This is a genomic window from Haloferax sp. S1W (assembly GCF_044593955.1).
GTDB lineage: Archaea > Halobacteriota > Halobacteria > Halobacteriales > Haloferacaceae > Haloferax.
Genome location: NZ_CP172595.1, coordinates 2,332,219 through 2,357,636, shown reverse-complemented (window position 1 = coordinate 2,357,636; position 25,418 = coordinate 2,332,219). Strand labels below are relative to the sequence as shown.

The 25,418-nt window shown below is 62.0% G+C and carries 31 protein-coding genes; 19 read left to right on the top strand and 12 right to left on the bottom strand.

Annotated elements, in window-relative coordinates; translation table 11 throughout:
• Positions 1 to 43 precede the first annotated feature (43 nt).
• Entirely contained in the window at positions 44 to 994 is a 951-nt protein-coding gene (locus ACH9L7_RS12435; protein WP_396611015.1) for a prohibitin family protein, read from the top strand.
• Complete coding sequence (locus ACH9L7_RS12430; RefSeq protein ID WP_396611014.1) at positions 994 to 1,338, top strand: hypothetical protein; 345 nt, start codon at positions 994 to 996, stop codon at positions 1,336 to 1,338. The genes ACH9L7_RS12435 and ACH9L7_RS12430 overlap by 1 nt, the downstream gene beginning before the upstream one ends.
• Before the next feature lie 30 nt (positions 1,339 to 1,368).
• On the opposite strand, the gene ACH9L7_RS12425 is transcribed toward ACH9L7_RS12430, so the two are convergent.
• Together ACH9L7_RS12425 and rnz are read right to left on the bottom strand one after the other, a co-directional pair.
• Positions 1,369 to 2,253: a PhzF family phenazine biosynthesis protein gene (locus tag ACH9L7_RS12425; protein WP_396611013.1), complete on the bottom strand. Its 885-nt coding sequence runs from the start codon at positions 2,251 to 2,253 to the stop codon at positions 1,369 to 1,371.
• A gap of 68 nt (positions 2,254 to 2,321) precedes the next feature.
• On the bottom strand, positions 2,322 to 3,254 hold the full coding sequence (rnz, locus tag ACH9L7_RS12420; RefSeq protein ID WP_396613274.1) for a ribonuclease Z: 933 nt from the start codon (positions 3,252 to 3,254) through the stop codon (positions 2,322 to 2,324).
• Positions 3,255 to 3,398: 144 nt separating this feature from the next.
• Between rnz and ACH9L7_RS12415 the strand changes: the two genes are divergently transcribed.
• Both ACH9L7_RS12415 and ACH9L7_RS12410 read left to right on the top strand, forming a co-directional pair.
• Positions 3,399 to 4,424 carry an AAA family ATPase gene (locus ACH9L7_RS12415; RefSeq protein WP_396611012.1) on the top strand — a complete coding sequence of 342 codons (1,026 nt, stop codon included), beginning with the start codon at positions 3,399 to 3,401 and terminating at the stop codon, positions 4,422 to 4,424.
• On the top strand, positions 4,425 to 5,042 hold the full coding sequence (locus ACH9L7_RS12410) for a protein sorting system archaetidylserine decarboxylase (RefSeq protein WP_396611011.1): 618 nt from the start codon (positions 4,425 to 4,427) through the stop codon (positions 5,040 to 5,042).
• Positions 5,043 to 5,108: 66 nt separating this feature from the next.
• On the opposite strand, the gene ACH9L7_RS12405 is transcribed toward ACH9L7_RS12410, so the two are convergent.
• Complete coding sequence (locus ACH9L7_RS12405) at positions 5,109 to 5,546, bottom strand: hypothetical protein (protein ID WP_396611010.1); 438 nt, start codon at positions 5,544 to 5,546, stop codon at positions 5,109 to 5,111.
• A gap of 217 nt (positions 5,547 to 5,763) precedes the next feature.
• On the opposite strand from ACH9L7_RS12405, the gene ACH9L7_RS12400 reads away from it, so the two are divergent.
• The 4 genes from ACH9L7_RS12400 to ACH9L7_RS12385 all read left to right on the top strand — a co-directional run bounded on the left by ACH9L7_RS12400 (position 5,764) and on the right by ACH9L7_RS12385 (position 9,195).
• Positions 5,764 to 6,033, top strand: coding sequence for a hypothetical protein (locus tag ACH9L7_RS12400; protein WP_396611009.1), 270 nt, complete (start codon positions 5,764 to 5,766; stop codon positions 6,031 to 6,033).
• 123 nt (positions 6,034 to 6,156) lie between these two features.
• Entirely contained in the window at positions 6,157 to 6,561 is a 405-nt protein-coding gene (locus tag ACH9L7_RS12395) for a hypothetical protein (protein WP_396611008.1), read from the top strand.
• A 122-nt stretch (positions 6,562 to 6,683) separates the two neighbouring features.
• Positions 6,684 to 7,850 (top strand): MFS transporter, encoded by a 1,167-nt coding sequence (locus tag ACH9L7_RS12390; RefSeq protein WP_396611007.1) that lies wholly within the window; start codon positions 6,684 to 6,686, stop codon positions 7,848 to 7,850.
• A gap of 199 nt (positions 7,851 to 8,049) precedes the next feature.
• The gene (locus ACH9L7_RS12385) at positions 8,050 to 9,195 is read left to right on the top strand and encodes a PQQ-binding-like beta-propeller repeat protein (RefSeq protein ID WP_396611006.1); all 1,146 of its coding nucleotides are present in this window, start codon (positions 8,050 to 8,052) and stop codon (positions 9,193 to 9,195) included.
• A 102-nt stretch (positions 9,196 to 9,297) separates the two neighbouring features.
• Here ACH9L7_RS12385 and ACH9L7_RS12380 read toward each other — a convergent pair whose 3' ends face one another.
• A complete protein-coding gene (locus ACH9L7_RS12380; protein ID WP_396613273.1) occupies positions 9,298 to 10,254 on the bottom strand; it encodes a methyltransferase domain-containing protein in 957 nt (318 codons plus the stop codon).
• A 133-nt stretch (positions 10,255 to 10,387) separates the two neighbouring features.
• Here ACH9L7_RS12380 and ACH9L7_RS12375 point away from each other — a divergent pair, with 133 nt between their 5' ends.
• The 4 genes from ACH9L7_RS12375 to ACH9L7_RS12360 all read left to right on the top strand — a co-directional run bounded on the left by ACH9L7_RS12375 (position 10,388) and on the right by ACH9L7_RS12360 (position 12,816).
• Positions 10,388 to 10,699, top strand: coding sequence for a DUF5658 family protein (locus ACH9L7_RS12375; protein ID WP_396611005.1), 312 nt, complete (start codon positions 10,388 to 10,390; stop codon positions 10,697 to 10,699).
• 58 nt (positions 10,700 to 10,757) lie between these two features.
• Positions 10,758 to 11,324, top strand: coding sequence for a TATA-box-binding protein (locus ACH9L7_RS12370; protein WP_396611004.1), 567 nt, complete (start codon positions 10,758 to 10,760; stop codon positions 11,322 to 11,324).
• 49 nt (positions 11,325 to 11,373) lie between these two features.
• The gene (locus ACH9L7_RS12365) at positions 11,374 to 11,754 is read left to right on the top strand and encodes a hypothetical protein (RefSeq protein ID WP_396611003.1); all 381 of its coding nucleotides are present in this window, start codon (positions 11,374 to 11,376) and stop codon (positions 11,752 to 11,754) included.
• A gap of 111 nt (positions 11,755 to 11,865) precedes the next feature.
• On the top strand, positions 11,866 to 12,816 hold the full coding sequence (locus tag ACH9L7_RS12360) for a lysostaphin resistance A-like protein (RefSeq protein WP_396611002.1): 951 nt from the start codon (positions 11,866 to 11,868) through the stop codon (positions 12,814 to 12,816).
• Between the two features lie 16 nt (positions 12,817 to 12,832).
• Here the strand turns inward: ACH9L7_RS12360 and hisG are convergent, their stop codons facing one another.
• Entirely contained in the window at positions 12,833 to 13,678 is an 846-nt protein-coding gene (hisG, locus tag ACH9L7_RS12355) for an ATP phosphoribosyltransferase (RefSeq protein WP_396611001.1), read from the bottom strand.
• Between the two features lie 78 nt (positions 13,679 to 13,756).
• Here hisG and ACH9L7_RS12350 point away from each other — a divergent pair, with 78 nt between their 5' ends.
• Positions 13,757 to 14,848 carry a peptidase gene (locus ACH9L7_RS12350; protein ID WP_396611000.1) on the top strand — a complete coding sequence of 364 codons (1,092 nt, stop codon included), beginning with the start codon at positions 13,757 to 13,759 and terminating at the stop codon, positions 14,846 to 14,848.
• Positions 14,849 to 14,877: 29 nt separating this feature from the next.
• On the opposite strand, the gene ACH9L7_RS12345 is transcribed toward ACH9L7_RS12350, so the two are convergent.
• Positions 14,878 to 15,390 (bottom strand): winged helix-turn-helix transcriptional regulator, encoded by a 513-nt coding sequence (locus ACH9L7_RS12345; protein WP_396610999.1) that lies wholly within the window; start codon positions 15,388 to 15,390, stop codon positions 14,878 to 14,880.
• Positions 15,387 to 15,737 (bottom strand): hypothetical protein, encoded by a 351-nt coding sequence (locus ACH9L7_RS12340; RefSeq protein ID WP_396610998.1) that lies wholly within the window; start codon positions 15,735 to 15,737, stop codon positions 15,387 to 15,389. Before ACH9L7_RS12340 ends, ACH9L7_RS12345 begins: the two co-directional genes overlap by 4 nt.
• 139 nt (positions 15,738 to 15,876) lie before the next feature.
• On the opposite strand from ACH9L7_RS12340, the gene ACH9L7_RS12335 reads away from it, so the two are divergent.
• On the top strand, positions 15,877 to 17,169 hold the full coding sequence (locus ACH9L7_RS12335; protein ID WP_396610997.1) for an amidohydrolase: 1,293 nt from the start codon (positions 15,877 to 15,879) through the stop codon (positions 17,167 to 17,169).
• Positions 17,170 to 17,209: 40 nt separating this feature from the next.
• On the opposite strand, the gene ACH9L7_RS12330 is transcribed toward ACH9L7_RS12335, so the two are convergent.
• On the bottom strand, positions 17,210 to 17,524 hold the full coding sequence (locus ACH9L7_RS12330; RefSeq protein ID WP_396610996.1) for a helix-turn-helix domain-containing protein: 315 nt from the start codon (positions 17,522 to 17,524) through the stop codon (positions 17,210 to 17,212).
• Between the two features lie 102 nt (positions 17,525 to 17,626).
• Here ACH9L7_RS12330 and ACH9L7_RS12325 point away from each other — a divergent pair, with 102 nt between their 5' ends.
• The gene (locus tag ACH9L7_RS12325) at positions 17,627 to 18,913 is read left to right on the top strand and encodes an adenosylhomocysteinase (RefSeq protein WP_396610995.1); all 1,287 of its coding nucleotides are present in this window, start codon (positions 17,627 to 17,629) and stop codon (positions 18,911 to 18,913) included.
• A 27-nt stretch (positions 18,914 to 18,940) separates the two neighbouring features.
• On the opposite strand, the gene ACH9L7_RS12320 is transcribed toward ACH9L7_RS12325, so the two are convergent.
• The gene (locus ACH9L7_RS12320; protein WP_396610994.1) at positions 18,941 to 20,476 is read right to left on the bottom strand and encodes an ATP-binding protein; all 1,536 of its coding nucleotides are present in this window, start codon (positions 20,474 to 20,476) and stop codon (positions 18,941 to 18,943) included.
• A 205-nt stretch (positions 20,477 to 20,681) separates the two neighbouring features.
• Positions 20,682 to 21,014 (bottom strand): DMT family transporter, encoded by a 333-nt coding sequence (locus ACH9L7_RS12315; RefSeq protein WP_396610993.1) that lies wholly within the window; start codon positions 21,012 to 21,014, stop codon positions 20,682 to 20,684.
• Positions 21,015 to 21,123: 109 nt separating this feature from the next.
• Between ACH9L7_RS12315 and ACH9L7_RS12310 the strand changes: the two genes are divergently transcribed.
• Both ACH9L7_RS12310 and hjc read left to right on the top strand, forming a co-directional pair.
• Positions 21,124 to 21,909, top strand: a complete 786-nt coding sequence (locus ACH9L7_RS12310; protein WP_396610992.1) for a TrmB family transcriptional regulator — start codon at positions 21,124 to 21,126, stop codon at positions 21,907 to 21,909.
• 68 nt (positions 21,910 to 21,977) lie between these two features.
• Entirely contained in the window at positions 21,978 to 22,400 is a 423-nt protein-coding gene (hjc, locus tag ACH9L7_RS12305) for a Holliday junction resolvase Hjc (RefSeq protein WP_396610991.1), read from the top strand.
• Between the two features lie 19 nt (positions 22,401 to 22,419).
• On the opposite strand, the gene ACH9L7_RS12300 is transcribed toward hjc, so the two are convergent.
• Positions 22,420 to 23,067: an SWIM zinc finger family protein gene (locus tag ACH9L7_RS12300; protein WP_396613272.1), complete on the bottom strand. Its 648-nt coding sequence runs from the start codon at positions 23,065 to 23,067 to the stop codon at positions 22,420 to 22,422.
• Positions 23,068 to 23,277: 210 nt separating this feature from the next.
• Here ACH9L7_RS12300 and ACH9L7_RS12295 point away from each other — a divergent pair, with 210 nt between their 5' ends.
• Positions 23,278 to 23,481 (top strand): hypothetical protein, encoded by a 204-nt coding sequence (locus tag ACH9L7_RS12295; RefSeq protein ID WP_396610990.1) that lies wholly within the window; start codon positions 23,278 to 23,280, stop codon positions 23,479 to 23,481.
• A 129-nt stretch (positions 23,482 to 23,610) separates the two neighbouring features.
• Here the strand turns inward: ACH9L7_RS12295 and ACH9L7_RS12290 are convergent, their stop codons facing one another.
• Complete coding sequence (locus ACH9L7_RS12290; RefSeq protein ID WP_396613271.1) at positions 23,611 to 24,672, bottom strand: DNA primase; 1,062 nt, start codon at positions 24,670 to 24,672, stop codon at positions 23,611 to 23,613.
• Positions 24,673 to 24,792: 120 nt separating this feature from the next.
• On the opposite strand from ACH9L7_RS12290, the gene ACH9L7_RS12285 reads away from it, so the two are divergent.
• Entirely contained in the window at positions 24,793 to 25,386 is a 594-nt protein-coding gene (locus ACH9L7_RS12285; protein ID WP_396610989.1) for a hypothetical protein, read from the top strand.
• The last annotated feature ends 32 nt before the right edge of the window (positions 25,387 to 25,418 follow it).

The following is a 25,418-nucleotide window of genomic DNA, read 5'->3' as shown; positions in this document are numbered from 1 at the left end:
AAACACGAAACAAACAACTCATCCGAGTGAAATTTCAGGAGTGATGAGTGTTGATTCTCCAGACCCGCCGTCTGTGACCCCTCGGTCACTGACGCGGGTTGCCCTGATTGCAGGTATCGCCCTCCTCCTCATCGCCGCCCCCGTTGCCGGACTGCTCGCGTGGGAACCCGTCGATGAGGGGAACGTGAAAGTGGTCAAGAAGTGGGGTGCGACGACCGGAACCGTGTTCGAACCCGGTGCGCACCTCATCAACCCGGTCGCACAGTCAACTGTCTCTCTGTCGGTTCGTCCGCAGTCGTACACCATGTCCTCGTCGACCAGTGAGGGAGACAAGCAGGGTGACGACGCAATCACCGTCCTCACGCAGGATGGTCTCCGAACCGACATCGACGTGACCGTCCGCTACCGCGTCGACCAGTCTAAAGCGGTCAAGTTCTACCGCAACTACCGCACCCTCGACACCGCCGAGGAGCGCCTCATCCGGCCGTCGATTCGCTCCGTCCTCCGTACTGAGGCCGGTCGCCTCCCCGTCACCGTTATCTACACTGGCGAAGGACAGACGCAACTGAAGGCCGCCGCCGAGAAGGAACTCTCGGCGGAGTTCGCCAAGGCCGGTATCATCCTCGAAGCCGTCCAGGTTCGCAACGTCGAACTCCCCGGTGAGTACGCACAGGCAGTCGAAAAGAAGGAAATCACCGAACAGCGTCGCCAGCAGAAGCAAGACGAACTCGCCGTCGAAGAACTCGAAGCAGAGCGCAAACGCATCGAGGCGCAGGGGCAGGCCGATGCGAACCGCATCCTTGCCGAGTCGCTTTCGGACGAGGTGCTCGCCCAGAAGTACATCGAGAAGTTAGACGAGACGGACACGGTGTACATCCCGGTCGGCGAAGGTGGCTATCCGCAGTTCGTCCGCTCGCTCGATAGCGATGGTTCGTCCGAGTCATCGAGTAGCGCCCAGGACAACGACACGCAGAACAACAGCACGTCCAACTGATGCGATTCGGTCGCGAACTCGTCGCCCTCGTCGTCGTGTTCGCCCTCATCGGCGCGCTCGCCCGGACTGGTGCCGGGCGGTTCGTCCTTCCAGTCGTGGGTCTCGCAGTCGCCGCCGCTGTCGGGGGACTGCTCCTTCGCAGTCCGGCCTACACGCGGACGACCTTCGGTCCACGAACGCGAATCCTCGAATCGCTCTCACCCGACGCTGACGCCGTCTGCGTCGAGTGCGGGTCGCAGGCGACGACCGTCAGGCGGTACGTCCGCGAGTGGGTCGCCCTCGGCGTCCCCGTCGTCCTTCTCGACGACGGCCAGATACCTGTCTGCGACGACCACCGCGACTGAGTGCGACGGTCATCGACCCGAGAACCGCTTTTAGACCAGCTTTCCTTCCGCGACGAACTCGACGCGCCCACCGACACGAACAGTGATTTCGCCGTTGTCGCCACCCTCGTCGCTGGCTTTGAGATGGAGATGCGAGGGGCGGCCCATCTCGTATCCCTGTTCGACCGTCACCTCGATGCTCGATTCTCCGAAGTACTCATGCCGAGCGAGATAGCCCGCGAGACAGCCGTTTGCGCTTCCGGTTGCGGGGTCTTCCGCGACGCCGTGGCCCGGGGCGTACATCCGCGCCGCGAGGTCGTTCGCATCGTCGCGCGGGTCCGGACAGAAGGGAAGGAGGTTCTCGACGCCGTTCTCGTCGAGGAATGCACGGTACGCGGGCAGGTCGACCTCGCTCCGACCCAGCGCGTCGCGGTCGCGGAGGGGAATCATCACCGCCGGGAGACCGGTCGAAACGGCCTGCACCGGCCAGTCGGTGTCGAGGTCGTCCACGTCCAGCGAGAGCACCTCGGCCAGCGTCTCGTGTGGGAACTCGTCGCCGAACTCGGGCGCGTTCTGGGTCATCCAGTACACGTCGTCGTCGCCCTCCTGGCGCACTTCGACCGGTATCGTTCCGACACCGAGGTTCAGCGGTATCTCGTCTCCGGCGTCGAAGTGCTTGCGGAGGGTGGCTGCGGTTCCGAGTGTTGGATGCCCGGCGAACGGAATCTCACCTGCGGGCGTGAAGATGCGAACGTCGAACCCCGCCTCCGGACTTCCACCTTCGATGAAGGTCGTCTCGGAGTAGTTCATCTCCTTCGCGAGGGCGGCCATCTGGTCGTCTGAAAGGGTGTCAGCGTCTTCGAAGACGGCGAGTTGGTTCCCGGCGTATTTCTCGGTCGCGAACACGTCGAGGATGTGGAAGTCGTTCGAGAACACGCACAATAGTGCGTCGGCTGGTGAAAAAAGTGTGTCTGCGATGCGAGAGTGACCTCGCTGCGTTGCGGCTACTCGTCCGCGTCGCTGTCTGGGTACGGGATGTCGATTTTCTGTCCGTCCTCGGCGACGAACACGTCGCCGTCGAAGACCTCTTTGGCCTGTTCGAGCAGGGGTCGCGGGTCGGCGGCGTAGCGGGCCGAGATGTGCGTCAGTGCGAACCGGCGGACGTTGGCGTCGCGGGCGACGCGAGCGGCCTCGCGGGCGGTCGAATGCGCCGTCTTGGTGGCCCGTTCGGACTCCTCGTCGGTGAACGTCGCATCGTGAACGAGGAGGTCGGCTTCTTGGGCGACTTCGATAGTCCTGTCGAGCGGGCGCGTGTCACCGGTGTAGACGAGTTTGCGGCCCGGTCGCGGGTTGCCGACGACTTCTTCGGATTTGATGACCGTCCCGTCTTCGAGTTCGACATCCTCACCGGCGTGTAGGCGGCCGAACGCGGGGCCGACCGGAACGCCGAGTTCCTCTGCTTTCTCGCGGTTGAAGCGGCCGGGTCGGTCGTCTTCGACCAGCGCGTAGCCGACAGACGAGGTTCGGTGTTCGGTCTCGAAGGCGCGAACCTCGTACCCGTCGCCGCGGTAGGCCACGTTGCCGGGGCGGACTTCGCGAACCGAGACGTGAAAACCGGGTTGGTAGCCGCCGGCATGGACGAGATTTTTGAGGTGGTGCTTGCTTCCCGGTGGGCCGTGAATCGCAAGCGGGTCGTCGCGCTCGTTGAAGTCGAGCGTCTGAATCAGGCCGGGGATGCCGAGGATGTGGTCACCGTGAAGGTGCGTGACGAACAGGTGCGAGATACCGAACCCGGTCCCGAACCGCATCATCTGACGTTGGGTTCCCTCCCCGCAATCGAACAGCAGGCGCTCGCCGTCGCGGTTCACGAGGAACGCGCTCGGCGCTCGCGCCGTGGTGGGGACGGCCCCGCCGGTCCCGAGGAAGGTCGCACGCATGGACATGAACGTCACTCGTGGCGGCGGGGCTAAACGTGCGTCGAATTTGGGGCGCGGTGACGGTACCGCATCGACGGCGATGTGGGGGGACTCCGACGACGCGGACCGACCGATTCTTACCCGACCGTCTGTTACGGCAGTCCAATGGACGCGCCGCTGTGGACCGAGACGCACGCGCCGACACTCGACGAACTCCCACAGCCGGAGGCTCGCGAACGCTTCCGCCGTGCCGTGGACGAACCGATGAACCTCGTCGTACAGGGGCCGCCGGGCGTCGGTAAGACCGCTGCAGTGCGCGCACTCGCCGAAGCCGCCCACGAGGACCCCGACAACGACCTCATCGAACTCAACGTCGCGGACTTCTTCAACCGGACGAAAAAGCAGATTCGACAGGACCCCCGGTTCGAGCAGTTCCTCGACGGTCGGAGCCGAATGGCCAAACGCGACATGATAAATCGCGTGCTCAAAGAGTCGGCGAGTTACGCCCCGATGTCGGGGACGTACAAGACCATCGTCCTCGACAACGCCGAATCTATCCGCGAGGACTTCCAGCAGGCGCTTCGCCGCGTGATGGAACAGCACCATCGGACGACGCAGTTCATCATCACCACGCGCCAGCCCTCGAAGCTCATCCCGCCGATTCGCTCGCGGTGTTTCCCGGTGCCGATGCCCGCACCGAACGACGACGACCTCGAAGCACTCCTCGCCGACATCCTCGACGCCGAGGGTGTGGAGTACGACGCCAGCGGCCTGCAGTTCCTCGCCGACGCCTCGGGCGGCAACATCCGCAAGGCCGTCCTCTCGGCGCAGCGAACCGCCACTGAAGCCGACGAGGTAACGATGTCTACCGTCCACGCCGCGCTCGGCGACGTTGGCTTCGACGACGAACTGAAGACGCTCCTCATTCAAGCCCGCGAGGGCGATATCCGCGACGCCCGAAAGGCCGTCACGACTCTCCTCGACGACGAGGGCTACGAGGGACAGGAACTCCTCCGCGATATCCTCCGGGTCGCCGATGCGACGCCCGAGCGATTCGCCGACGGCGAACTCGCCCGCCTCCACGAACTCGCCGGTGCGGCCGATTTGGACCTCGTGACCGGCATCGACGCCCGCCTGCACATCACGCACCTCCTCACGAGTTGGGGCGCGGAAGTCCGCGACGAGGCCTAAATGAAATTCGCTCCCGGCTACCGACGGTTCGCCCTCCCGGTGTTCCTCGGGGCGGCAGTCGCGGCGTTCGTCTTCCCACCCGCCGGATTCGTCCTCCTCGCGGTGGGCGCGTTCGTCCTCTGGTTCTTCCGCGACCCTGAGCGTACGCCCCCAAACGAACCGGGTGTTATCTCACCGGCCGACGGCCGCGTCTCCGTGATTCGAGAGGAAGGCGACCGGGTTCGCGTCGGGGTGTTCATGAACGTCACCGACGTGCACGTGAATCGCGCGCCCGTCTCGGGCGAAGTCCGGGACGTGACCCACCGGCCGGGTGCCCACAAACCGGCATTCTCGAAGGACTCCGATAGGAACGAGCGGGTCGATATCGAAGTCGTGGGCGAGCGCGGCGACGAGTACGAAATCTCGCTCATCGCCGGGGCGTTCGCCCGGCGGATTCATCCCTATGTTTCGTCCGGCGACGAACTCGCCCGCGGCGACAAAATCGGCCACATCGACTTCGGCTCTCGGGCGGACGTGTTGTTGCCGCCGGAGTTCGGGGTTGAGGATGTGGTTGTCGAGAAGGGTGAGTCAGTGCGGGCGGGCGAGACGGTGGTGGCGAGAAGGGTGTCGTTGTATTGACTGGCAAGAACACTCCAAAGATGTACAAAATAATAGGTCTGTAGATAACGCACGTAAAAGATAAAATCAAGTTGAGATCAAAGTCTGATTTAGAAGCCAATAGATGAGCTTAGCTTTTGATAAATATTCGATAGCCTGACTTGCTGCTGCTGCTACTTCTGCTGCATTTTCAGGTGTAGTTTTCAACCTCGTATCGAAGGAATCGTCTTCATTCCCGCTGAAATACTGGGGAACCCGGTAATCACTGTCCGTGGCTCCTCGAAGATCTAGACCCTTAATTAGAACATCATATAGTTGAACAAAGCTCTCATCAACGATTAAGTGCTCAATATCAGAGTCAACAATATCAAAGTCTGAGCCCTCTGTTAAGCTTAAGACTGCATGTTGGTTTCTTATCACTCCGCTTGAGTTATTGACTTCAATAGTTAATGGTTGGCCAGAACTGCTCTTATTACCCTCAATATATACTCCCTCTGAGTTTTCAATATAGATGTCTTTCGTCATGATTGTTTTATATCTCGACTATATGGTTACAGAATAGAAAAATTTGAGGGTGTGGTAGTTCACCAGTTTAATTAACTAGATTTCATATAGAAACATGTTTCGTCCCCCCTATTCCTCCAAAATCCGGCGAGTTCAATCTCTCAGTACTGTAATGCTTCTGAGAGTTTCGCGGCGATAGATATATGTGGGGTGATGTCATGCCACATATTGTATCGCTATGAAGCCGTGTCACAGTTGTCAGTCGGTTATCGACGAGTACCTCCTGGACAAACAACTCGACGTGCTGCGCGACCTCACAGTTGACGACTTCAACGTCTGTGCGGATTGCGTGACTATCGTCGACGATGCGTGCGTGGAATGCGGCGGCGGGGTGTACGTCCCGCAAAACGAATCAGAAGTCCCCGACTACTGCCCAGCGTGCCGGTCTGACCTCATCGCGCGGACCGGTCGGGACCCGGGATGGAACTGCGACACCATCTCAACCTAAACGGCTCCCCCGACTATCACCGTTTGCGCTTTTTGACTGACTCTGAAATCCCGAGTAGCAACACACCGAATCTCGGGACAGCATTTTGACAACTGTCTTCTTCCTCGGCGCTGTGGCCTTCGTATGCCCTCCACGTCTTCGGCCGCATCACCACCGAGTTGGTGGTACGGTGTCGCCCTGTTCCCCGTTTCTGCTCTCTTCGGACTACTCGAATTACTGTCTCGGCATTTCCTTTCGAGAGCGCTTGTACACGACAGTCCGGGAGACTATCTCCTGTCTTTCGTTATGGACGTTCTCTCGCAGTTGGGTGCGATTTTCTTCGGTCTCGTCGTGTTAGTCGCACTCGTCTTGGACATCCGCGGGTTGCGGAACAGTGGGGCACCGTGGCGACCCAACTGGACGTGGGGACTCGTTGGTCTGCCCAACCTCGCGGTCGGGGTGTACCCACCGATACTCGCCGTATCCGTGCCGCTGTTGTCGTACTATCTCTATCGGCGCGGGAAGCGGGTTGGTGCGCCGAGTTTCTAAGCCGGACACACCGACTCCGGAATCTGCGCAACCGTGCTGTTTGCGCCCGCGTAGCTATATTATCGAGCGAAGCGTACATTGCTAGATGACCACACTTCGAGTCACGAGAGCTACGGTGTTCTATGACTGCTTCTGAGTGGCGGACGTGGGGCATCCTCACTGGTCTCTTTCTCTTGACGGCTGGCTTCATCGCCTACGTAATCGCCCCTGCAAGTGTCTTCCCGCTGTTCATGGACACGTTCTCGATTGGCAAAGCGGCTGCGAGTGCGTCGATTAGTTTCGTGTTTCTCACGTGGGCGCTCCTGCAGGTTCCTGGCGGCTACCTCCTCGACCGGGTCGACAATCGCTATCTGGTGTATATCGGGGCCGTGGTTTTCGTACTCACGGCCGTCGCGGGGGTGCTCGTACAATCATATCAGCTCTTTCTGGTCACGCGACTCATCAGTGGGGCCAGTGTCGTCTTCATCTTCGTCGGGAGCATAAACGTCCTCAATCAACTCCTCCCGGAGGTGCGGCAGGCCCGCGGCATCGGCATTTTCCTTGCGAGCCCCCCGTTTGGCCTCGTAATCGCTCAATATAGCACTCCGCGGATAGCGGCCCAGTTCAGTTGGCACGCAGCAATTCTCGTCTACACGCTCGTTGCCCTCGTCGGACTGCTCATCACGGTGGCACTCCTCAGACAGCCCATCAAGGGGGACGAACGCGTTACCGGCCGTCAGTTCGTCGCGGCGCTTCGGAACCCTTCGGTCTTACTCCTCTCGACAGCGAGTTTCTGTACGTACGCCGTCTGGACGTTTCTCAACACGTGGATGCCGACCTACGGAACGGAAGTACTCGGCATCGAACTGGCCGCTGCTGGTGCGGCTACAGCCCTCGTGCCGCTCGCGGGAATCGTCTCCAGACCCGGCGGCGGATGGCTCTCGGAGCAACTCGGTGGTCGACTCAAACCTGTTATACTTGCTTCATTTAGCACGTCGGTGCTATTGCTTTATCTATTGAGTAATGCGCCCTCTTCCACGGTGTTCGCCATCCTGTTGGCACTGACAGGTGGAGCAATCAACCTTTCAGTTGGTCTGTATTTCGTGTACGTGAATAACCTGGCTGCCGCGTCCACGTCCGGTACGAGCCTGTCTGTCCTGCAAACGTTTTCTCAACTCGGGAACCTCGTTGCCCCAGTCGCTGGTGGCTGGCTCATTGCACAGGTCTCTTGGACGGCAGGGTTTGGATTCGCAGTTTCACTGGCAATCGTCGGCATAGCCACTATTTTGATTGTTCGAACCACGACGTGAGAACCGAAATCCAACCGCTGCGTGAGGCAGTTCAACTTCGAATGTGGTCCACTCAGAGGAATAGGACCAACAACGTCGGCGAGAACTTCTGTAACTTCTTCTCAGAGGTATTTCGGAACCAGTGGCAGTCTAATAGACTGTTAAATTGGGTTACCAGTACCATGATTATGCCCTTTCGAATCTACCATCCTTCCTTGTGATGGGGAAACAAACACGAGTACTGAACCGACGACAGATGCTGCGGAGGTTGGGTTCGGTTGGTGTCCTTTCACTTGGGACATCAGGCGCTGTCGCGACTGCTGAAGTCGTGGAGGAAGATGCGTGGCCGACATTTCAGTACGACAATGGTCGAACCGGGTATAACCCACTCGGAAGGAGGCCAGTTGGTAACATTTCGAAGATTTGGCAAACGTCAGAACCCTCAATGTCGGGGAGTCCTGCTGTCGTCAGTGGACTAGTCTACCACGGCACGTCAACTAATAGATTGTACGCGTACGACGCAGTTGACGGTTCTATCGTGTGGTCCAGTAGGACTGAAGGACGAATCGCACCATCTCGACCAACAGTAGCCGACGGGATTGTGTATATTGGTGACTGGGAGAACAATCTGTACGCATTTGATGCCCAGAACGGTACCGAAATCTGGCGATACGATGCAGGCACTATTCTGAACAAAGGATACGTCGTTACTGATGGGATGGTGTATTTCGGCGACACTGAGGGTGTGATTCACGCGGTTTCTACGGCAGATGGAACTGCAGTTTGGACACTCAACCTTGGGTTTGGATTCCTCTCTCTCGCATTGGAAGACGGATTTTTGTTCTCCGGCAGCTCAGACTCAAAATTATGGAGTATCAACGCAACGACTGGTGAAATAGTCTGGTCCAAGCATGTCTCCTACTCTCCGCGGAACGTTGTCGTCAGTGATGGGGTGGTGTATGTTGGTGGGTGGCCATATATGGCCACGTATAATGCGACTGATGGTTCTGAGATTTGGAAAGTCTACATCGGAACCATCACAAACTCACCAGCGATCTCAAGGCGGTACATCTACCTCGGGTCTACCCAGAACGAACTACTCGCACTCGACCGGACGACCGGCGAGGAGCAATGGAGCTTCGCTGTTGGAGAAACCCCAATTCAAGGGATTATCTCGTCACCTTCCATTGTCCAAAATAGGGTCTATTTCGGAAGTTACGACGGTCACGTGTATGAGATTCACGCTAAAACTGGGAGATTGACTTGGTCGTACGACACTGGAATGGAAATCACTGGTTCCCCAGCGGTCGTTGACCGACGATTATTCATTGGAAGCCGACTAAACGGGATCTTCGCATTCGAGTGAGGTGCTACCCACTGCTGGCTTGATTTGTAAGAAACCAGCAGTCAGATTCGAACTTTCCAACTGACCAGAGGGATAAGACGGTACTTATCAAATTCTTCAACTCTACCGATGCAGCAGATGCACGTACCGAACCAACGACCGGTGCACCCGACGCTCGAACACCTGCTCGACTTCCCAGCCAGCGTCCTCGGCTTCGTCGACCCACGACCGGTCGGCGACCATCACGCACTGCGGCGCGACCCGCCGAACCTCCGCGAGCGCTCCACCAACCAAATCCGAAAGCGAGTGCTGGGCAATCTTCGATTGCCGCCCGTAGGGTGCGTCGAACACGACGCCGTCCATTGAATCGTCGCAGAGCGGAAGTGCGGTCGCATCGCCGCGAACGACCTCACCCGAACCGACGTAGTGGTCCAAGTTCACCTGCGCGCCGCTGGCCATCTTCTCCTGTGCATCGACGCCAACCACGTCGGCACCGACTAATCCTGCCTCAAGCAGCACGCCGCCAGTCCCGCACATCGGGTCCAAAATCCGATCACCGGGTTCCGCGCCAGCAATGTTGACGAAGGCCCGGGCGTCCATCGGGGCCATGCTTCCCGGTTGGAAGAACGGGCGGTCGGTGGGCTTTCGGTCGCCGAAGTCGCGGACGCCCTCGACGGCAGTCCAGCCAACGAGGCAGGCGTCCTCGGAGAAGTAGACGCGGAGTTCGTGGTCCGGGTCGTCCAAATCGACGCCAAAGCCGCGCTCGACGAGCGCCGACCCGACTCGGCGCTCCGCGTCGGTGGTGCTGATGCCGGTCAGAGCGCGAACGTCGCGGGCGCGAACGGCGACAGTTCCCTCCCGGTCGATGGTCGCTCCCTCGACGATGGCGCGAGCGGCGTCGATGTCGGGGTCGCAGTGGCCGACAAGTTCGACGATGCGACGGGTGTAGGCGAGGTGCGCCGCTCGGTCGGTGTCGACGCCGCGGGCGGTGGCGAGGCCGGGCGCGACGACTTCGACGCCCGTCGCCGCCGACTCGGCCTCGCGGGCGGCGAAGGCGTCTTCTTCGCCGGCGAGTTCCAATCCGTACACGCTCGGACCTGACGGCCCGGAAAAATGAGGGTATCGGTCGCCGACGAATCCGCACAGCGCAGTCGTCTGAACGTGATAGTTTGGCGACGACGAAATTTATATCTCCGTGTCCGAATCCACCCGCATGGCTTCTCTCGACGCCATCCTCTGGGGTGCGGCAGCCCTCGCCTACGGTCTTGGAGACTACGTCACTACCGTCCTTGGCGTCAGACTCGCGGGCATTCAGGAAGGCAACCCAATCGTTCGACTCCTCTCCGGCGGCGACCCCGGACCGGGGTCGTTCGCCGTGCTGAAGTTCGTCTCTGTCGCACTGTTTTTCGCCACCTACTGGGCCCTCAAACCGGCGACTGCCCGACTTGCGATACCGGGTGCGCTGACATGTCTCGGCGTGGTAGTCACCGCCCGGAACGTCCAAATCATTCGCCGTCGGCTGTAAGCTGTCAACCACCTGCACCAATCTTTTTAAAGATTAAATACGTGACTTAAATCGTTACATGACCGACCCCAAGGACACAATCAACATCGAGAACGTCGTCGCCTCCACGGGCATCGGCCAAGAACTCGACCTCCAGAGCGTGGCGATGGACCTCGAGGGCGCAGATTACGACCCCGAGCAGTTCCCCGGTCTCGTCTACCGAACTCAGAACCCCAAGTCCGCGGCGCTCATTTTCCGCTCCGGCAAAATCGTCTGCACCGGCGCGAAGTCCACGGACGACGTACACGAAAGCCTCGGTATCGTCTTCGACAAGCTTCGAGAACTCCAGATTCCGGTCGACGAGGACCCCGAAATCACCGTCCAGAACATCGTCACGAGCGCCGACCTCGGCGAGAACCTGAATCTCAACGCCATCGCCATCGGTCTCGGGCTGGAGAACATCGAGTACGAACCCGAGCAGTTCCCGGGTCTCGTCTACCGTCTCGACGAACCGAGTGTGGTTGCGCTGCTCTTCGGGTCGGGCAAACTCGTCATCACGGGCGGCAAGAAGCCAGAAGACGCCGAAGCGGCGGTCGATGTCATCATGTCTCGTCTCTCCGACCTCGGTCTTCTCGGGTCGTTCTGACCTGACTCGAATCGGCCGGACCTAAGTCAATCGCGTCCATTCGGCCGATATGGACGTGCTCTCGTTGCAGACGGTGGCCTCTGGTGCGCCGATAACGGCCGTCGCCGGAACGTTCGCGTTGTTCGCGTTGTTTCTCTCTTTGACCGCACACATCGCCGCGCGGAACGTCCTCGGCGATGTCGAGGTGAAAAAAGCGTTCGCAGTCGGTCCCGTTCCGGCGGCTATCGCCGTCGTCTTCACGGCGTTCGAACTGAACTCGTTTCTTGCGCTCGGACTCGCTATCGCGTTCGACTTCGGACTCGTCAGGTTCCTCTACGGTCGTTCGAATCGCCTGTCGGCGTACGTGGTCTTCATCCACTTCGTCGTCTCGGTCATCCTCGGTGTCGTCCTGTTCGGACTCGCCGTCATCCTGTCGACTGCGCCGTTCTGACCATCTGGTTGATGCGCCGCTTTTCACTCTCGTTGGTGCGCCGCTTTTTTCGCATTCCTCGCGGGACTCGTCCGGCGTACCTTCATTACACAAGACGAACAACCGCCGCATGTGTCCCCTCGCCAACTCGTCTGGAACGGTGCCGAGCGCCGCCCTCGCGCTCCGGTTCGACTTCTCGCGGCACCGGTCGTCGTCGTTCTCGTTTCGATTGTCATCGGTATCGGCCTCGGAGCAACCGTCAACGACCTCCTCGGTACGAGTCGGCTCGCACAGTTTCTCATTTCGCTCGTCTCGGTCAGTTCGAGCGCGCTCGGTGGGGTGCTCATCGCCCGCTACATCGACCGGCGAAGCCTCTCCGACCTCGGATTCGATATCGACCGTGACTGGGTACTCGACCTCGGATTCGGCCTCGTCCTCGGCGGGGTGTTGATGACGCTCATCTTCCTCGTCGGCGTGGCCACCGACTGGGTCGCCGTCGACCCGGTCCGACTTGGTTCCGACCGACTCCTCGGCACTGCGGCGCTCTTCGTGTTCTTCGTCGCAGTCGGCGTCTCCGAGGAAATCCTCTTGCGCGGCGTCGTCCTCACGAACGTCGCCGAGGGGCTTCGCTGGCGGTTCGACGTGCCGACGGCGCTTATCGGCGGGCTCCTCATCTCGTCGGCCGTCTTCGGCGTTGCCCACTTCCAGAATCCGAACTCGAGTCTTGCGAGCACGCTCAGCATCACACTCGCGGGCGTGCTGCTCGGTCTCGGGTACGTCCTCACCGGCGACCTCGCCATTCCGACGGGCATTCACATCTCGTGGAACTTCGTACAGGGTGGCGTCTACGGGTTCGCGGTGAGCGGCCTCGACTTCGGTACCTCGCTCATCGAGACGACAGAGCGAGGGCCAGATGTGATTACCGGTGGGTCGTTCGGCCCCGAGGCCGGTCTGCTTGGCGTCGGCGCGATGGTCGTCGGCGTGGCCTGTATCGCGTGGTACGTCCGATTCAGATACGGTCGCCTTCGGTTCGACCCGTCGGTGTCGGTTCCGGAGTTGCGCTGGAAAGAAAACGAGTCGTAAACAGCTGACGGTTCAGTTATTCGACCAACCGCTCGATTTCAGTGACGAGGATACCGCTCGCACCCACGCTCTTCAGGTCGCTTACGACCTCGAACACGTCGCGCTCGTCGACGACTGCGTGAACCGCGACGGTTTCGTCGCCCGCGACATCCATCACCGTCGGGCCGCCCAGTCCGGGGATGACCTCTTTGACCGTGTCGAGTTTGTCGCGCGGGGCGTTCATCATCAGGTAGCGCTTGCCCTCGGCCGAGCGCACCGATTCGAGCGCCATCACGAGTTGTGCGACCTTCGGTTCGTCGACGACTTCAGGGCGGGCGAACAGGCGGACCGACGAGGAGAGGACTTCGTCGATGACAGCGAGGCGGTTGACCCGGAGCGTCGTCCCCGTCGAGGTGATGTCGATGATGGCGTCGGCCATCTCGACGTGCGGGGTGAGTTCGGTCGCGCCGGTCACTTCGACCACGTCGGCGTCGATACCCTTCCGGTCGAAGTACGAGCGGGCGATGTGCGGGAACTCGGTGGCGACGACGGTCCCAGAGACGTCTTCGACCGAGTTGATGTCGCCGTCTTCGGGCGCAGCGAGAACGAGGCGGCACTTTCCGTACTCCAGGTCGAGGAGTTCGGCGAGTCGGTGGCCGGATTCGCGCACTTGGTCGAGACCCGTAATACCGACTTCGGCCGCGCCGTCACGGACGTACTCGGGGATGTCGGCCGCGCGGGCGAAGAGGACGGTCACGTCGGGGTCGACGGTGTCGGCGTAGAGTTTCCGATCAGCGCCGTTGTCGAGATGGAGACCGGCACGTTCCAGAAGGTCGATAGTCGGTTCGTGCAGGCGGCCTTTGTTGGGAACGGCGATTCTCATACGGTCCCGTCTCGGTCCGGAGGTAATTGACTTTCGCAACCCAGAATTCTTATCAACATCTCGACTACCCGATATTGTATGCCCCCCGTCACATTTGCCGCCGCACTTGTCGGCGTCTCCCTCCTCGGTGCGGGTTGGTCGCGGATGAGTGCTGGTCGACTCGCCAAGCGGGATGCGCCGGTACAGGAGTTTCGTCGCCGCGTCCATTCGAACTGGCTTCTCGCCGCGGCACTGTTCGCAGTGTGTGCGTGGTTCTTCGAGTTGAATGCGGACCTGCTCGCTCTCGCCGGTCTCCCGACGAGGTGGCCGTGGACGCTGCTCGGGTGGTCGGGTATCGCCGTCGGTGCTGCACTCGTCGCCACCGTCTCGTACATGGGTGCGTTCCCGGTTGCACGGCGCGTCCGCGACGTGGATATGGGTGCGTTCACGGCCGCGGTGAAGATGTTCCGGTACCACGTCGTCATCGCAGCCATGATTCTCAGCGTGGTGGTCGTGTACCGAATCGACCTCCGGTACGGGGTCTCCAGCGGGGCGGCGACAGTCGCGGTCTTCACTCTCGCGGCGTACCTGTTTTCGACACCACTCGTCGGTCTCTCGCAGACGACGATGGAACCGGATGCCGACACTCGGAGCCGACTCGACCGACTCACGTCCCGCGTTGGGCTCTCGGTGAGCCAGACTCGACTCCTCGAAGGATACGGCCACCGCTCGGACCACTTCGTTCGCGGGCCGGTCGGCCGCAAGACGCTCTTCGTGACCGACTCGCTTCTCGAAAAATACGACGACGACGTTGTCGGTGCCCTCCTCGCGACCGAAGCGGAGCAAAGCGCTCGATTCACGCGCGAACTTCATCTCCTCTCGGTCGCGGTCTTCGGTGGACTCGCGCTCTCTGGTCTCGCGCCGGAGAACAGCTTCTTCGTCTATCTGGGAATCGGCCTCGTGGCGCTCGTACTCGGTGCGCAGGTAAGCCAACGGCTCACGATTCGGGCCGACGACGCGGCCGCAAAACAGGTCGGATGCGACACGCTCGCGGATGCGTTAGAAGCGACGGCCGACGAAGTTGACCAGCGTCACTCGGGGTCGTTCCTGTCTCCCACCCTCTCTTCCGAGGCTCGAATCGAGCGGCTCAGGAATGCTGAAGCCGCAGCGACAGACTCGCCGGACTCGTAGGTCAGACTCGTCACAGAGGACTCGTCCACTCAGCCTTCGACGAGCGTATCGAGCAGGCGGTCGAACCGGTCGACGAATCGCTCGGGGAGGGAGGGCGACACCTCGTCGAGGAGGGCGGCCGTCCGGCCCGGATGGGTCAACACGAGCGTCACGCGGTTGTGCAGGTCGCGCTCCTTTCGGACGATATCCCGCTCTGTGAGGTGGTCGAGGTGCCACTCCAGCGTGCTGCGTGCGACACCGATATCTTGTGCAACGTCGTCGGGGCGGGCCTCGCCGTGTTCGAGAAGGTGTCCGAGGATATCGCGGGCGGTTTCGCGCCGAACGAGCGCGAGGGCACCGCGTTCCCACGCATCGAAGTCGAGGGGGTAGTAGTGGGTTCGGCCGTAGAATTCGCTCCGTCGGACTGACTCGTCAGAGAGGAGTCGTCGGACGTGATGCTGTACCTGTCCGGGCGCGAGGTCGAGCGTGCGCACGAGCTCGTTGAAGTGGATGCCCGGGTTGTGCTTGATGTGGTCGGCGACGCGGATTCGTGTCTCGCTCATGGTTCGTGTGCCCCCGCTTCGCGCTCCATGCTCCGGGCGTAGTAGATGGCCGTGAGGACGAGTCCGGCCATCACGAGGTCCAAGACGTGTTCGATGGCGTGGTGTTCGATGCCCGTAATGACGCCTGCGAACGTGAGGACGACCACCGCCGCGCGGGACGCGAAGGCGAGAAGCGCCAACGCGATGAGCAGGTGTGACCGGGTTCGACGGCGGTGAAACACCGCGATACCCAGTCCCGCGAGCGTCACCGACACTGCGCCGGTGAGTGCGGCGACGACGGTGACAAACGGGCTTGTGGCCGCTTGGACGTGCCCCGGAGTAAGCGCGAACGCTATCGGGGGTTCCATACCCTCGATAGTGAGGGGGGTATAGGTAAGGCCCCCCGCTGGTTCTCGGTTTCCGGGAAAGTGGTCCGATTCTGAAACGCCGAGGCGAAACGGCGATGCGAGACGGTGGATTCACAGTATCGGATGCAAAACGACCGACATGGATACGCTCCGAATCGAGGGTGGACAGGTGCTCCGCCCCGACATGACTATCGAGCGCGCCGACGTTCTCGTCGACCGGACCGAAGGAACGATTCTCGACATCGGCACGGACCTCGACGCCGACGCGTCGGAGACGCTCGATGCCGACGGGTGTCTGGTCATGCCCGGATTGGTCAACGCCCACTGCCACGTCTCGATGACCCTCCTCCGCGGCTACGCCGACGACAAGGGACTCGACGCGTGGCTTCGCGAGGATATCTGGCCAGCGGAAGCGGCACTCACGGACGAAGACATTCGCATCGGTGCCGAACTCGGACTCGTTGAGATGATAAAGTCCGGCACGACGGCCTTCGCCGACATGTACTTCGACGTGCCCGAAATCGTCGACGCAATCGACGCAGCGGGACTTCGTGCTCGTGTCGGCCACGGCGTCGTCACCATCGGTAAGGACGACGACGACGCGTGGGATGATATCGAAGAGAGTCTCCGCATCGCCCGCGAGTACGACGGCGCGGCCGACGGGCGCGTCCGGACGGCTGTTATGCCACACTCGCTGACGACGGTCGACGAGCAGTTCCTCCGTGATGCGACTGCCGACGCCCACGAGGAGGGCGTTCCGGTCCACTACCACGCCAACGAGACCGCAGACGAGGTCACGCCAATCGTCGAGGAACGCGGCGAGCGGCCCCTCTCGTACGCCAAGGACCTCGGGATGCTGACCGAGGCCGACTTCCTCGCACACGGCGTCCACGTCGACGAGGAGGAAATCGCTCTGCTCGCCGAGGCCGGAACGGGCGTCGTCCACTGCCCCGCATCGAACATGAAACTCGCCTCCGGGATGGCTCCCGTGCAGGCCATGCTCGACGCCGGTGTCACGGTCGGTATCGGAACCGACGGGGCCGCCTCGAACAACGACCTCGACATGTTCGACGAGATGCGCGACGCTGCGATGATTGGAAAACTCGCCGCAGACGACGCCAGCGCCGTTGCGGCGGCGGACGTGGTACGTATGGGTACCGCCGGGTCCGCCGAGGCAATCGGCCTGCCGGGCGGGGCGCTCGAAATCGGCGGCGTCGCCGATATCGCCGTTGTCGACCTTGACGCGCCGCACCTGACGCCCGCAAACGACCTCGTGAGTCACCTCGCCTACGCCGCTCGCGGGTCTGACGTGCGCCACACCGTCTGCGATGGTCGAGTGCTGATGCGTGACCGCGAGGTCCGCACGCTCGATGAGTCGACCGTGATGGAGCGCGCCCGTGAAGCGGTCGCTGCGCTCCGCGAGCGTATCTAACTCGTCGACTACGTCCGGAGCGTTGGCCGGACCGAACGGCTCACTGCCCGGTCAGTTCAATCTGTAGGCCGTCGTCGGTGACTCGGACTTCCATCGATTCGAACGTCCGACAGTACTGCGAGACGTGTCGGCCGCCGGCCTGATTGACGGCAATCGTCTTTTCGAGTAGTGCGACCTCGTGGAGTCGCTTTACTTCTCGGTATGCCGTCGAAAGCGGTACGTCTGCGCGGTTACTCAGCTCTTTGACCGTCTGCGGTTCGTCAGCAACGCGCAGCAGGTCGGGCACCGCAGAGGCGCTCATCAGAGCGAACAGCTCCTGTTCGGCAACTTCCGTCCCGTTGTCTACGGCGAGCATCGCGCACCATGTGATAGACTACCCATTGACACTTGTAGATTCGGGCAAACGCCGCTCATCTGCCTTCGGTAAGGTTTTCGGACGCCTCGCCGAAGCACCGATATGAGCGAACACTACGCTCCTGTCTCCGAGCACCTCGACGATGTCGAGGCCGCCCGGAAAGAGGGACGACGCAAGATGGATTGGGCGCTCCAGCACATGCCCATCCTGCAGGAACTCCGCGACCAGTTCGAGGCCGACAAGCCGCTCGCCGGTGAAGTCGTCGGGATGGCGATGCACGTCGAAGCGAAGACGGCGAACCTCGTGGAACTCCTCGCCCTCGGTGGTGCGGAAGTCGCTATCACCGGGTGCAACCCGCTTTCGACCCACGACGACGTCTCCGCTGCGCTCGACGCTCACGACGACATCACCTCCTACGCCGTCCGCGGCGTCGACGAGGAGGGCTACTACGCGGCTATCGACGCCGTCGTCGCCCACGAACCGACCATCACCGTCGACGACGGGATGGACATGGTGTTCACCATCCACGAGGAGTACCCCGAACTCATCGAGACCATCGTCGGCGGCGCTGAAGAGACGACGACCGGTGTCCACCGTCTGCGCGCCATGGACGCCGACGGCGAACTGAAATACCCCGTCTTCGCCGTGAACGACACGCCGATGAAGCGTCTCTTCGACAACGTCCACGGGACGGGCGAGTCGTCGCTGGCAACCATCGCCATGACGACCAACCTCTCGTACGCTGGCAAGAACGTCGTCGTCGGCGGCTACGGCCACTGTGGCAAGGGCGTCGCGAAGAAGGCCGCAGGCCAGAATGCGAACGTCATCATCACGGAAGTCGACCCCCGCCGCGCCCTCGAAGCCCACATGGAGGGCTACGAAGTCATGCCGATGGAAGAGGCCGCAAAGGTCGGCGACGTGTTCATCACGACCACCGGTAACCGCGACGTCATCACCCGCGAGGACTTCGAGCAGATGAAAGACGGCGTTCTCCTCGCCAACGCGGGGCACTTCGACATCGAAATCGACCTCGACGCGCTCTCGGACCTCGCCGTCGAGGAGTACGAAGCACGTGACGGCGTCGACGCCTACGTGATGGACGACGGCCGCCGCCTCAACGTCCTCGCTGAAGGCCGCCTCGTCAACCTCGCGTCGCCCATCGCACTCGGCCACCCGGTCGAGGTCATGGACCAGTCGTTCGGCGTGCAGGCCGTCGTCGTGCGCGAAATCGTCGAAAACGGAGACGCCTACGACGCTGGCGTCCACAACGTCCCCGACGAACTCGACCGCGAAGTCGCCGAAATCAAGCTTGAAGCCGAGGGCATCGAGTTCGATTCGATGACCGAAGAACAGCGCGAATACATGGGCAGCTGGGCCCACGGGACGTAGGTCAGACTCCACACAGACGGCCTTTCTCTACCGCCGGCGCGTCACGCCGACACCGAAGGTGCTCCCGAAGATGGCACCCCAGACGACGTGTGCGACGAGACCCGGGACCGTGAGTGTCGGGACGGACGCGGAGATGCCGACCGACCGGAGCCAAAGCGGCATCACGACTCCCGCGGCGAAGAGCCAAAGAAGCACTCCGTAGAGGACGCCCAGCACGGTCGAGCGCATCGGCCGCCGGGCGGCGTTCCACGGGTTTCGATGGCAGATGGCCACCGCGAAGAGGAGACCGAAGACGACGCTGTGGAAGATGTGCGTCACCCATCCGACACCCGCGTTCATCACGCCGTAGAGGGCCCCGATGATGGCGAGGGACCCCGTCAGGACTTGCGAAGTCGCGCCCATCGCAACGCCGGAGGCGATGGCTGCGACGGCGGTGACGCCGAGAATCCGCGGCGGGATGCCGTACTCGGAGTCGTTGCCGAGCACATCCTCGGTGTGGCGGGCGAGCGAAACGGTCACGCAGCTCCCGTCGTCGTCGGAATCCACGCTGATGAGGCCGTCGTATTTGTCCACTACGAGCAGTCTGACGAGGGTGAGTCCGAACCCGGTGGTCGGGTCGTCGTACTCGGGTAACTCACGGTCTTCGACGACCGCGGAAACGTTCTCTGGAATCCCCGGTCCCTCGTCGGCGATATCGATGTCCACGTGGGTTCTTCGTGCGGTCACACGAACCGAAACGGTCGGGTCGTCGACGTTCGCGTGGACAATCGCGTTCTCCAGCAGATGCCGAAACGCGGTATCGAGGTGGGCGTCGGCCATGACGCGCGTCTCTGTCGATGCGTCTCCCTCGAGTGTGATGTTTGCGTTCGGGTAGGAGGTTCGAACCTCGGTGATTGCCGCACGAAGCTTCGGGTACACCCGGGTCGAAACTGGGTCTTCGTCCGCCGGGCCGACGATGGCGCGGAGTTCGGAGATGGAGGTGTCGATGCGGTCGGCGTTCCGCTGGATGACCTGCAGATTCGACGTGTCCGCTCTTCGCTGGTCCACGTCGAGGTCCGCGTAACCGCGAATGACGTTCACCTTGTTTAGCACCTCGTGGCGGAGGATGCGATTGAGGACGGTCAGGCGGTCCGCTTGCTTCGACAACTCGCGGCGCTGTTGTTTGTTCATCGCCGTTCGAATCCCTGTGAGGACGCCGCCAACTGACCCGCCGATGATGACGTTCGCAACGAGCGCCGACCGAGTCAGAGTGGACAGTCGCTCGGCGTCTCCAGTTCCAGTGAGCGTCAACAGGAGAACGAGAACCATCGACAGCGTGCCGAGGACGCTCCACGTCGCCACGGTGTTCACGAACGTCTCGTCGTACGAACTCACCGCGAGTCCGATGCCGAACACGGTCAATCCGAGACCGAGGACGAGGAACGCCGCCTGCCCGACAAGAAACTCGACGAGCGTCGCCTGCGCGTCGATGGACTCTAATACCGTGTATCTGGTCCCCAGAAAGCCAATGGCGGCCACTACGAAACCACCGTACTTCACGTTGCCTTCGTGGAGACCCAGCATACTATGGTACTAGTTCACTCGACACGAACCTTATATTTTTGGTGACTGTCATACTGGGCGGACTATAACGGAGACAGACCTGTATTTTGCCGATAGAGGTATTGTGGAGTATGCTTTCCAGTGTTGGTTGTCGAACAAATAGTGGTCAGGATGTCGAACAAGTTCTCGCCGACAGAATGCTCCGCAACTGTTTGTGTCAACCCGCTCAGTGGACCGTCATGTCGGAGAGGACGTTGACGCAGTAGACGCCCACGAGGATGAGAAGCAGACCGACGCCGCCCGTCAGGTCCAGCGATTCGTCGAAAACGACGATACCGATAGCTGCCACGCCGACGATACCGAGGGCGGCCCACGTTCCATACACGACGCCGATAGGGAGTTCTTCCAACGTCAGCGAGACGAGATAGAACGCGAGTCCGTAGCCGACGACCACGCCGAGGCTCGGAACTGGCTTCGAAAAGCCCGCCGAGAGTTTGAGCGCGGTCGTTCCGACGAGTTCTGAGACGATTGCGCCACCGAGCAACACGTACGGATTCATACCCGCCAGTCCTGTCACTCGGTGAATGAGTATTCTGAAATAACCCGCCACTTGCGGGTTGTTTCCCGAGCCACTAAGCACTCGCCCGCGTACTGCTCAATAGGATATCATGACTGCACTCGGCGAACTCGGCTTATCGAGTTACGAAGAGAAGGCCTACCGGACGCTCCTCGTTACGGGTGCAGCGACCGCGACGGCCCTCTCGGAGGCGAGTGACGTTCCCAAAGGCCGGATTTACGACGTTCTCAATGGACTCGAAGCCCGGCAGTTGGTCCGCACGCAATCGACCCAGCCGACGCGGTACGCCGCCATCGACCCGGCGACGGCCGTCGAGCGACTGCTGGCCGAGCGCGCCGTCGAACTCCACGACGAGTGGACACGCTATCTCGATGTCGCTGAAACGGTTCACTCGACTCTCCTGCCGACGCCGCCGGCCGACGGCAGTATCTGGCTCGGGACACTCGGCGACGAGATGCGAGCGGCGATGCAGCAACACATGCGCACCGCGACAGAGAGCGTTCACGCCGTCGTCGGCCCGCCATACGAGCAGGCCTCGTGGGAGACGCTCCGGACGGAGTTCGAGGCGTTTTTCGACGGCGCACACGCCGACCTCGATGTGTCGCTCGTATTCAGCGACCGTCTCCTCGACGTGCTTCCGGACGCGTTTCCGGAGTTGGTCGAGTCGAAGTCGCAGGCGGTTCGAATCAGGGTCCTCCCGGACGTGCCGGTGTCGTTCGACGTACTCGACCAGTCGGTGGTGTCACTCGACATCCCGCACCCGCAGTCCGTCGGCGAGCGATTCGGCGTCGTCGCGGTGAAGGACGCGGCCGTCGTCAGCGAGTTCGAACGTCAGTTTCAGGCGCTGTGGGCGGATGCGGTTCCGCTCGTAGAATAGCGAGACGGGGGCGACACTCGGCACGCTGGTTCGTCCCTTTTATCACTGCCACTCTCCGACTCACGACCATGTCTTCGAACAGAAAGGGCGACCGACGTGAGCGCGAACTCGTCAACAAACTCGACGAGGCCGGGTTCGCGGTCATGCGTGCGCCCGCCTCCGGGAGTGCAACGACCCGGGAACTCCCCGACGTGCTCGCGGGCAATGGCGACGTCTTCTACGCCATCGAGGCGAAGGCGTCCAGCGGCCGACCCATCTATCTCGACGGCGAAGAGGTCGAAGCCCTCATCTACTTCTCGCAGAACTTCGGTGCGAAAGCCCGCATCGCGGTTCGATTCGACCGTGAAGATTGGTACTTCTTCCACCCGGGCGACCTCTATGTGACCGACGGCGGCAACTACCGTGTAAAAAAGGAGACGGCGCTGTCGGAGGGCGAAGACTTCGACTCGTTCGTCGGCGGGCCAAAGCAGACGCGCCTCGGCGACACATAGCTCGTTCCAGCGTTCGAATTCACGCCCGCGCAAATCGCCCGCCGAGCGATTGCATTCCGACGAATCCCCGTTCGACCGAGCGGAGTCGAGAGGCGGGGAAGCGGTACGCTCGCAACGTTCCGAGGTCGGAGAGTCCGGCATCGGCCGGAAGCGACCCGAGGTAGACGGCCTCGAAGACCGGTTCGTGGTCGCCGTAGTCGGCGTTCGTCTCGAACTCGGAGACGAGGTCCCCCGTCCCGGTTCTGGTCTCGTCGGCGCGGGTTCCGAGGTCGCGAATGACGACGAGCAGGCTTCCGGTTTCGCGGTCGCGAACGAGGTCGCCGGGGTGGTGCTCGTGGTCGTGACAGAGTTGCGGTCCGGTCGCCTCTATTGGGACGAACGTCTCGTCGCCACAGACGGCGCAGGTGGCGCTTCGGCGACCCGGCGGTGGAATCTCGCCGCGCGTGATTTCGATAGCGACGCGGCGCAGGTGCTTACAGCGAGCGTGTCGGATAGCGTTATCTGGGCAGGTACAGGTGCGGGCTTCCACGTCGACGACGTAGGTGCCGCCGTCGGTTTCGACGACGTATCGACCGTCGCGGAGCGGCCGGACGGCCATCGGCTCGGCGCGAGCGCGGCGCGCGCGACCGGACAGTCCGTCGGGTGGAAGCGTGGTCTTCCGGCGCACCGGGCGGCGTGTCGACGCGGGTGTGTGTGCAGTGTGCGTCATGGTGGTGCCGGGGAGTCTCCAGTGGTAGTCCTCCGGTGTCTCCCAGTAGGCTGATGTACGTCCCCGAGCGACCTAAACCCTCGTTTCAGGTGGAATACACCCGACGATTTCCCCGTCTGCGGGCGCTCCATCGAAGCCCTTTTAGAATGGCCACGGATACGTCGTCGCATGGCTATCGAAGCGGAGATGCGTCGGAAGATTGCCGTCTCCATCGTTGCGGTCGGGGTGTTTATCTCCCTCATCGTCGGCATCGGCGCGACCTACAATCAGAGTGGACTGGCCTCGATGGGTGGTCTTGCTCTCGTGGGTGCTATCACGGCGTTCGTGTTCGTGATGGCTGGTATCGGCGTCTGGCTGTCCCGGTCGTCCTAAGTCGGCACAGGTACACAGCGGTTCTTTCTCCTTCACCCTACGTCCAGCGTGGCCACACCTGCGTCCAGCGTGGCCACTCTCTTTCGATTCTCGCGTGTGGCCGTAGAAACGCTCCGCCGATTTTCGAGTTCAGTCGGCGTCGTTCATCGCCGTCTCGTAGTACGCCATCGGGTGGGCGATGGTGTCGCAGCGGTCGTCGCGGTTCACACAGAGGTCGTACGCCTGCATCGTCTCACAGGACGGTGGCGCGAACTGCGTCCCGCTGGAGTCCGCAAGCACCGTCGCACGGTCCTCAAGCGCTTCCGCGTTGGCCTCGCCGACGACGCTGCCGATTTCCTCGGGGTCGAGGCCGACGCCGACGAGGAACGCCGCGAGCGAGAACGCCGCCTCGTTCGGCAGCGACTCGCCGTCCTGTGCCCGGTCGAGAAGCGCAGTGATACAGGGCGGAAAGCGGTCGGATTCTACCGAGTCGGCGTAGACGACGTTTATCGCGCCACGGTCCGAAAGGAGGTTCCGGATGCGCTGGACGTGGGGGTCGAGCGCCGCCGCGAGTTGGTCGCCCGCGTCGCTTCCGCGGACGGCGAAGGGCAGTCCCTCGGAGACGCGGCGTCGGGTCGCCTCGCGGAGGATGCTGTAGAGTTCCTCGCGGGCGATACGAACCGCGCCGTCGGCGAGTACCCGATTGACGAGTCGCCACTCATCGCCCCAACTGGGGTCCGAGTAGGTGAGGTAGGGTCCAACATCGACCCAGTAGTGGTCAGGGGCGCGATGCCGACTGGTCTGCCGTTCGGCCCGTACCGACCCGTCGAGGTCGAACTCACGGAGTACCTCGTCGAACGAGGCGCGGGCCTCGCCCTCGATGCCGTCGTCGGTCGATCCGAAGTCGTCGACCATGCGCTCGTAGGCGGTGTCGGCCTCGGCGCGGGCGTACTTGTCCACCGCCGCGGGTGTCTCGATGAGTGAGACGAGGATGCGGGAAATGGGGTACGAAAGCAGTTCCTCCTGTGTATCCCACGCGTAGGGGTCGTCGGGTTCGACGGTGCCCTCCATGAGGGCGCGTTCGACGCGCTCGACGCCACGCTCGACGGCCGGTGCGTCGTCGGCGATGAGCGCCGCGATGGCGACATCTGCCGATTCGACCGCCTCTCTGGCCGCGGCGAAGAACGGGTAGCGAGCGTGGAGCGGGCGCATCCGCATACCGCCTCCTTCCGGGTGCCCACCGATAAACGCGACGAATTCCCCGGTCGTCCGAACGTCCGCACCGCCGACGCATCACACGACCTATTACGGACCACACCTTCAGTCACTCTCGTGCCGCACTTCGACTACCCGTGTCCGGACTGTCGTGCCACGACGAGTCTCCACGACGCCGACTGCCGGTTCGAGGGGACGCCGTGGGTCGAGGTCGAACGTGCATACGTCGATATCGTGTCCGTCCTCACCGGCGGTCCGTGCGACGAAGAGACGCTTCGCCGGGAAGCGCCGGGCGAGTGGGGACCGCTCCAGCAAGCCGCTTTCGACCGTCTCAAGCGCGACGAGCGGGTATCCGAGGCGAACTCCGGCGTCCTCAGGCTCCTCACCGCCGAGGAGTTCAGGGAGGAAGTGTCCGAACCGACCCGCGAACCGATGCGGACGCTCTATCTGAAAGGCAGCGTCCCAGGGTGCCACGATAACGCCGTCTTCGCCATGATTGCGTGGTACGAGATGGTCGGCCTCTCGTGGCCTGAAACGCGTGAGAACGTCGTGAACTGGCTTCGTGAGACGGGCGCGTGGGACCGCGGCGGATTCGAGGAGGCGACGCCACAGGAACTCGTCGAGAAGAAGCGCCACGTCTACGACGCCGGATACGGGTGGAAAGAAAAGGCGACGGCGGCGAAGCGCATCATCGACCGCTACCACGCCTGACAACGGGCATTCGGCGACCCCAGAGTTCTCAC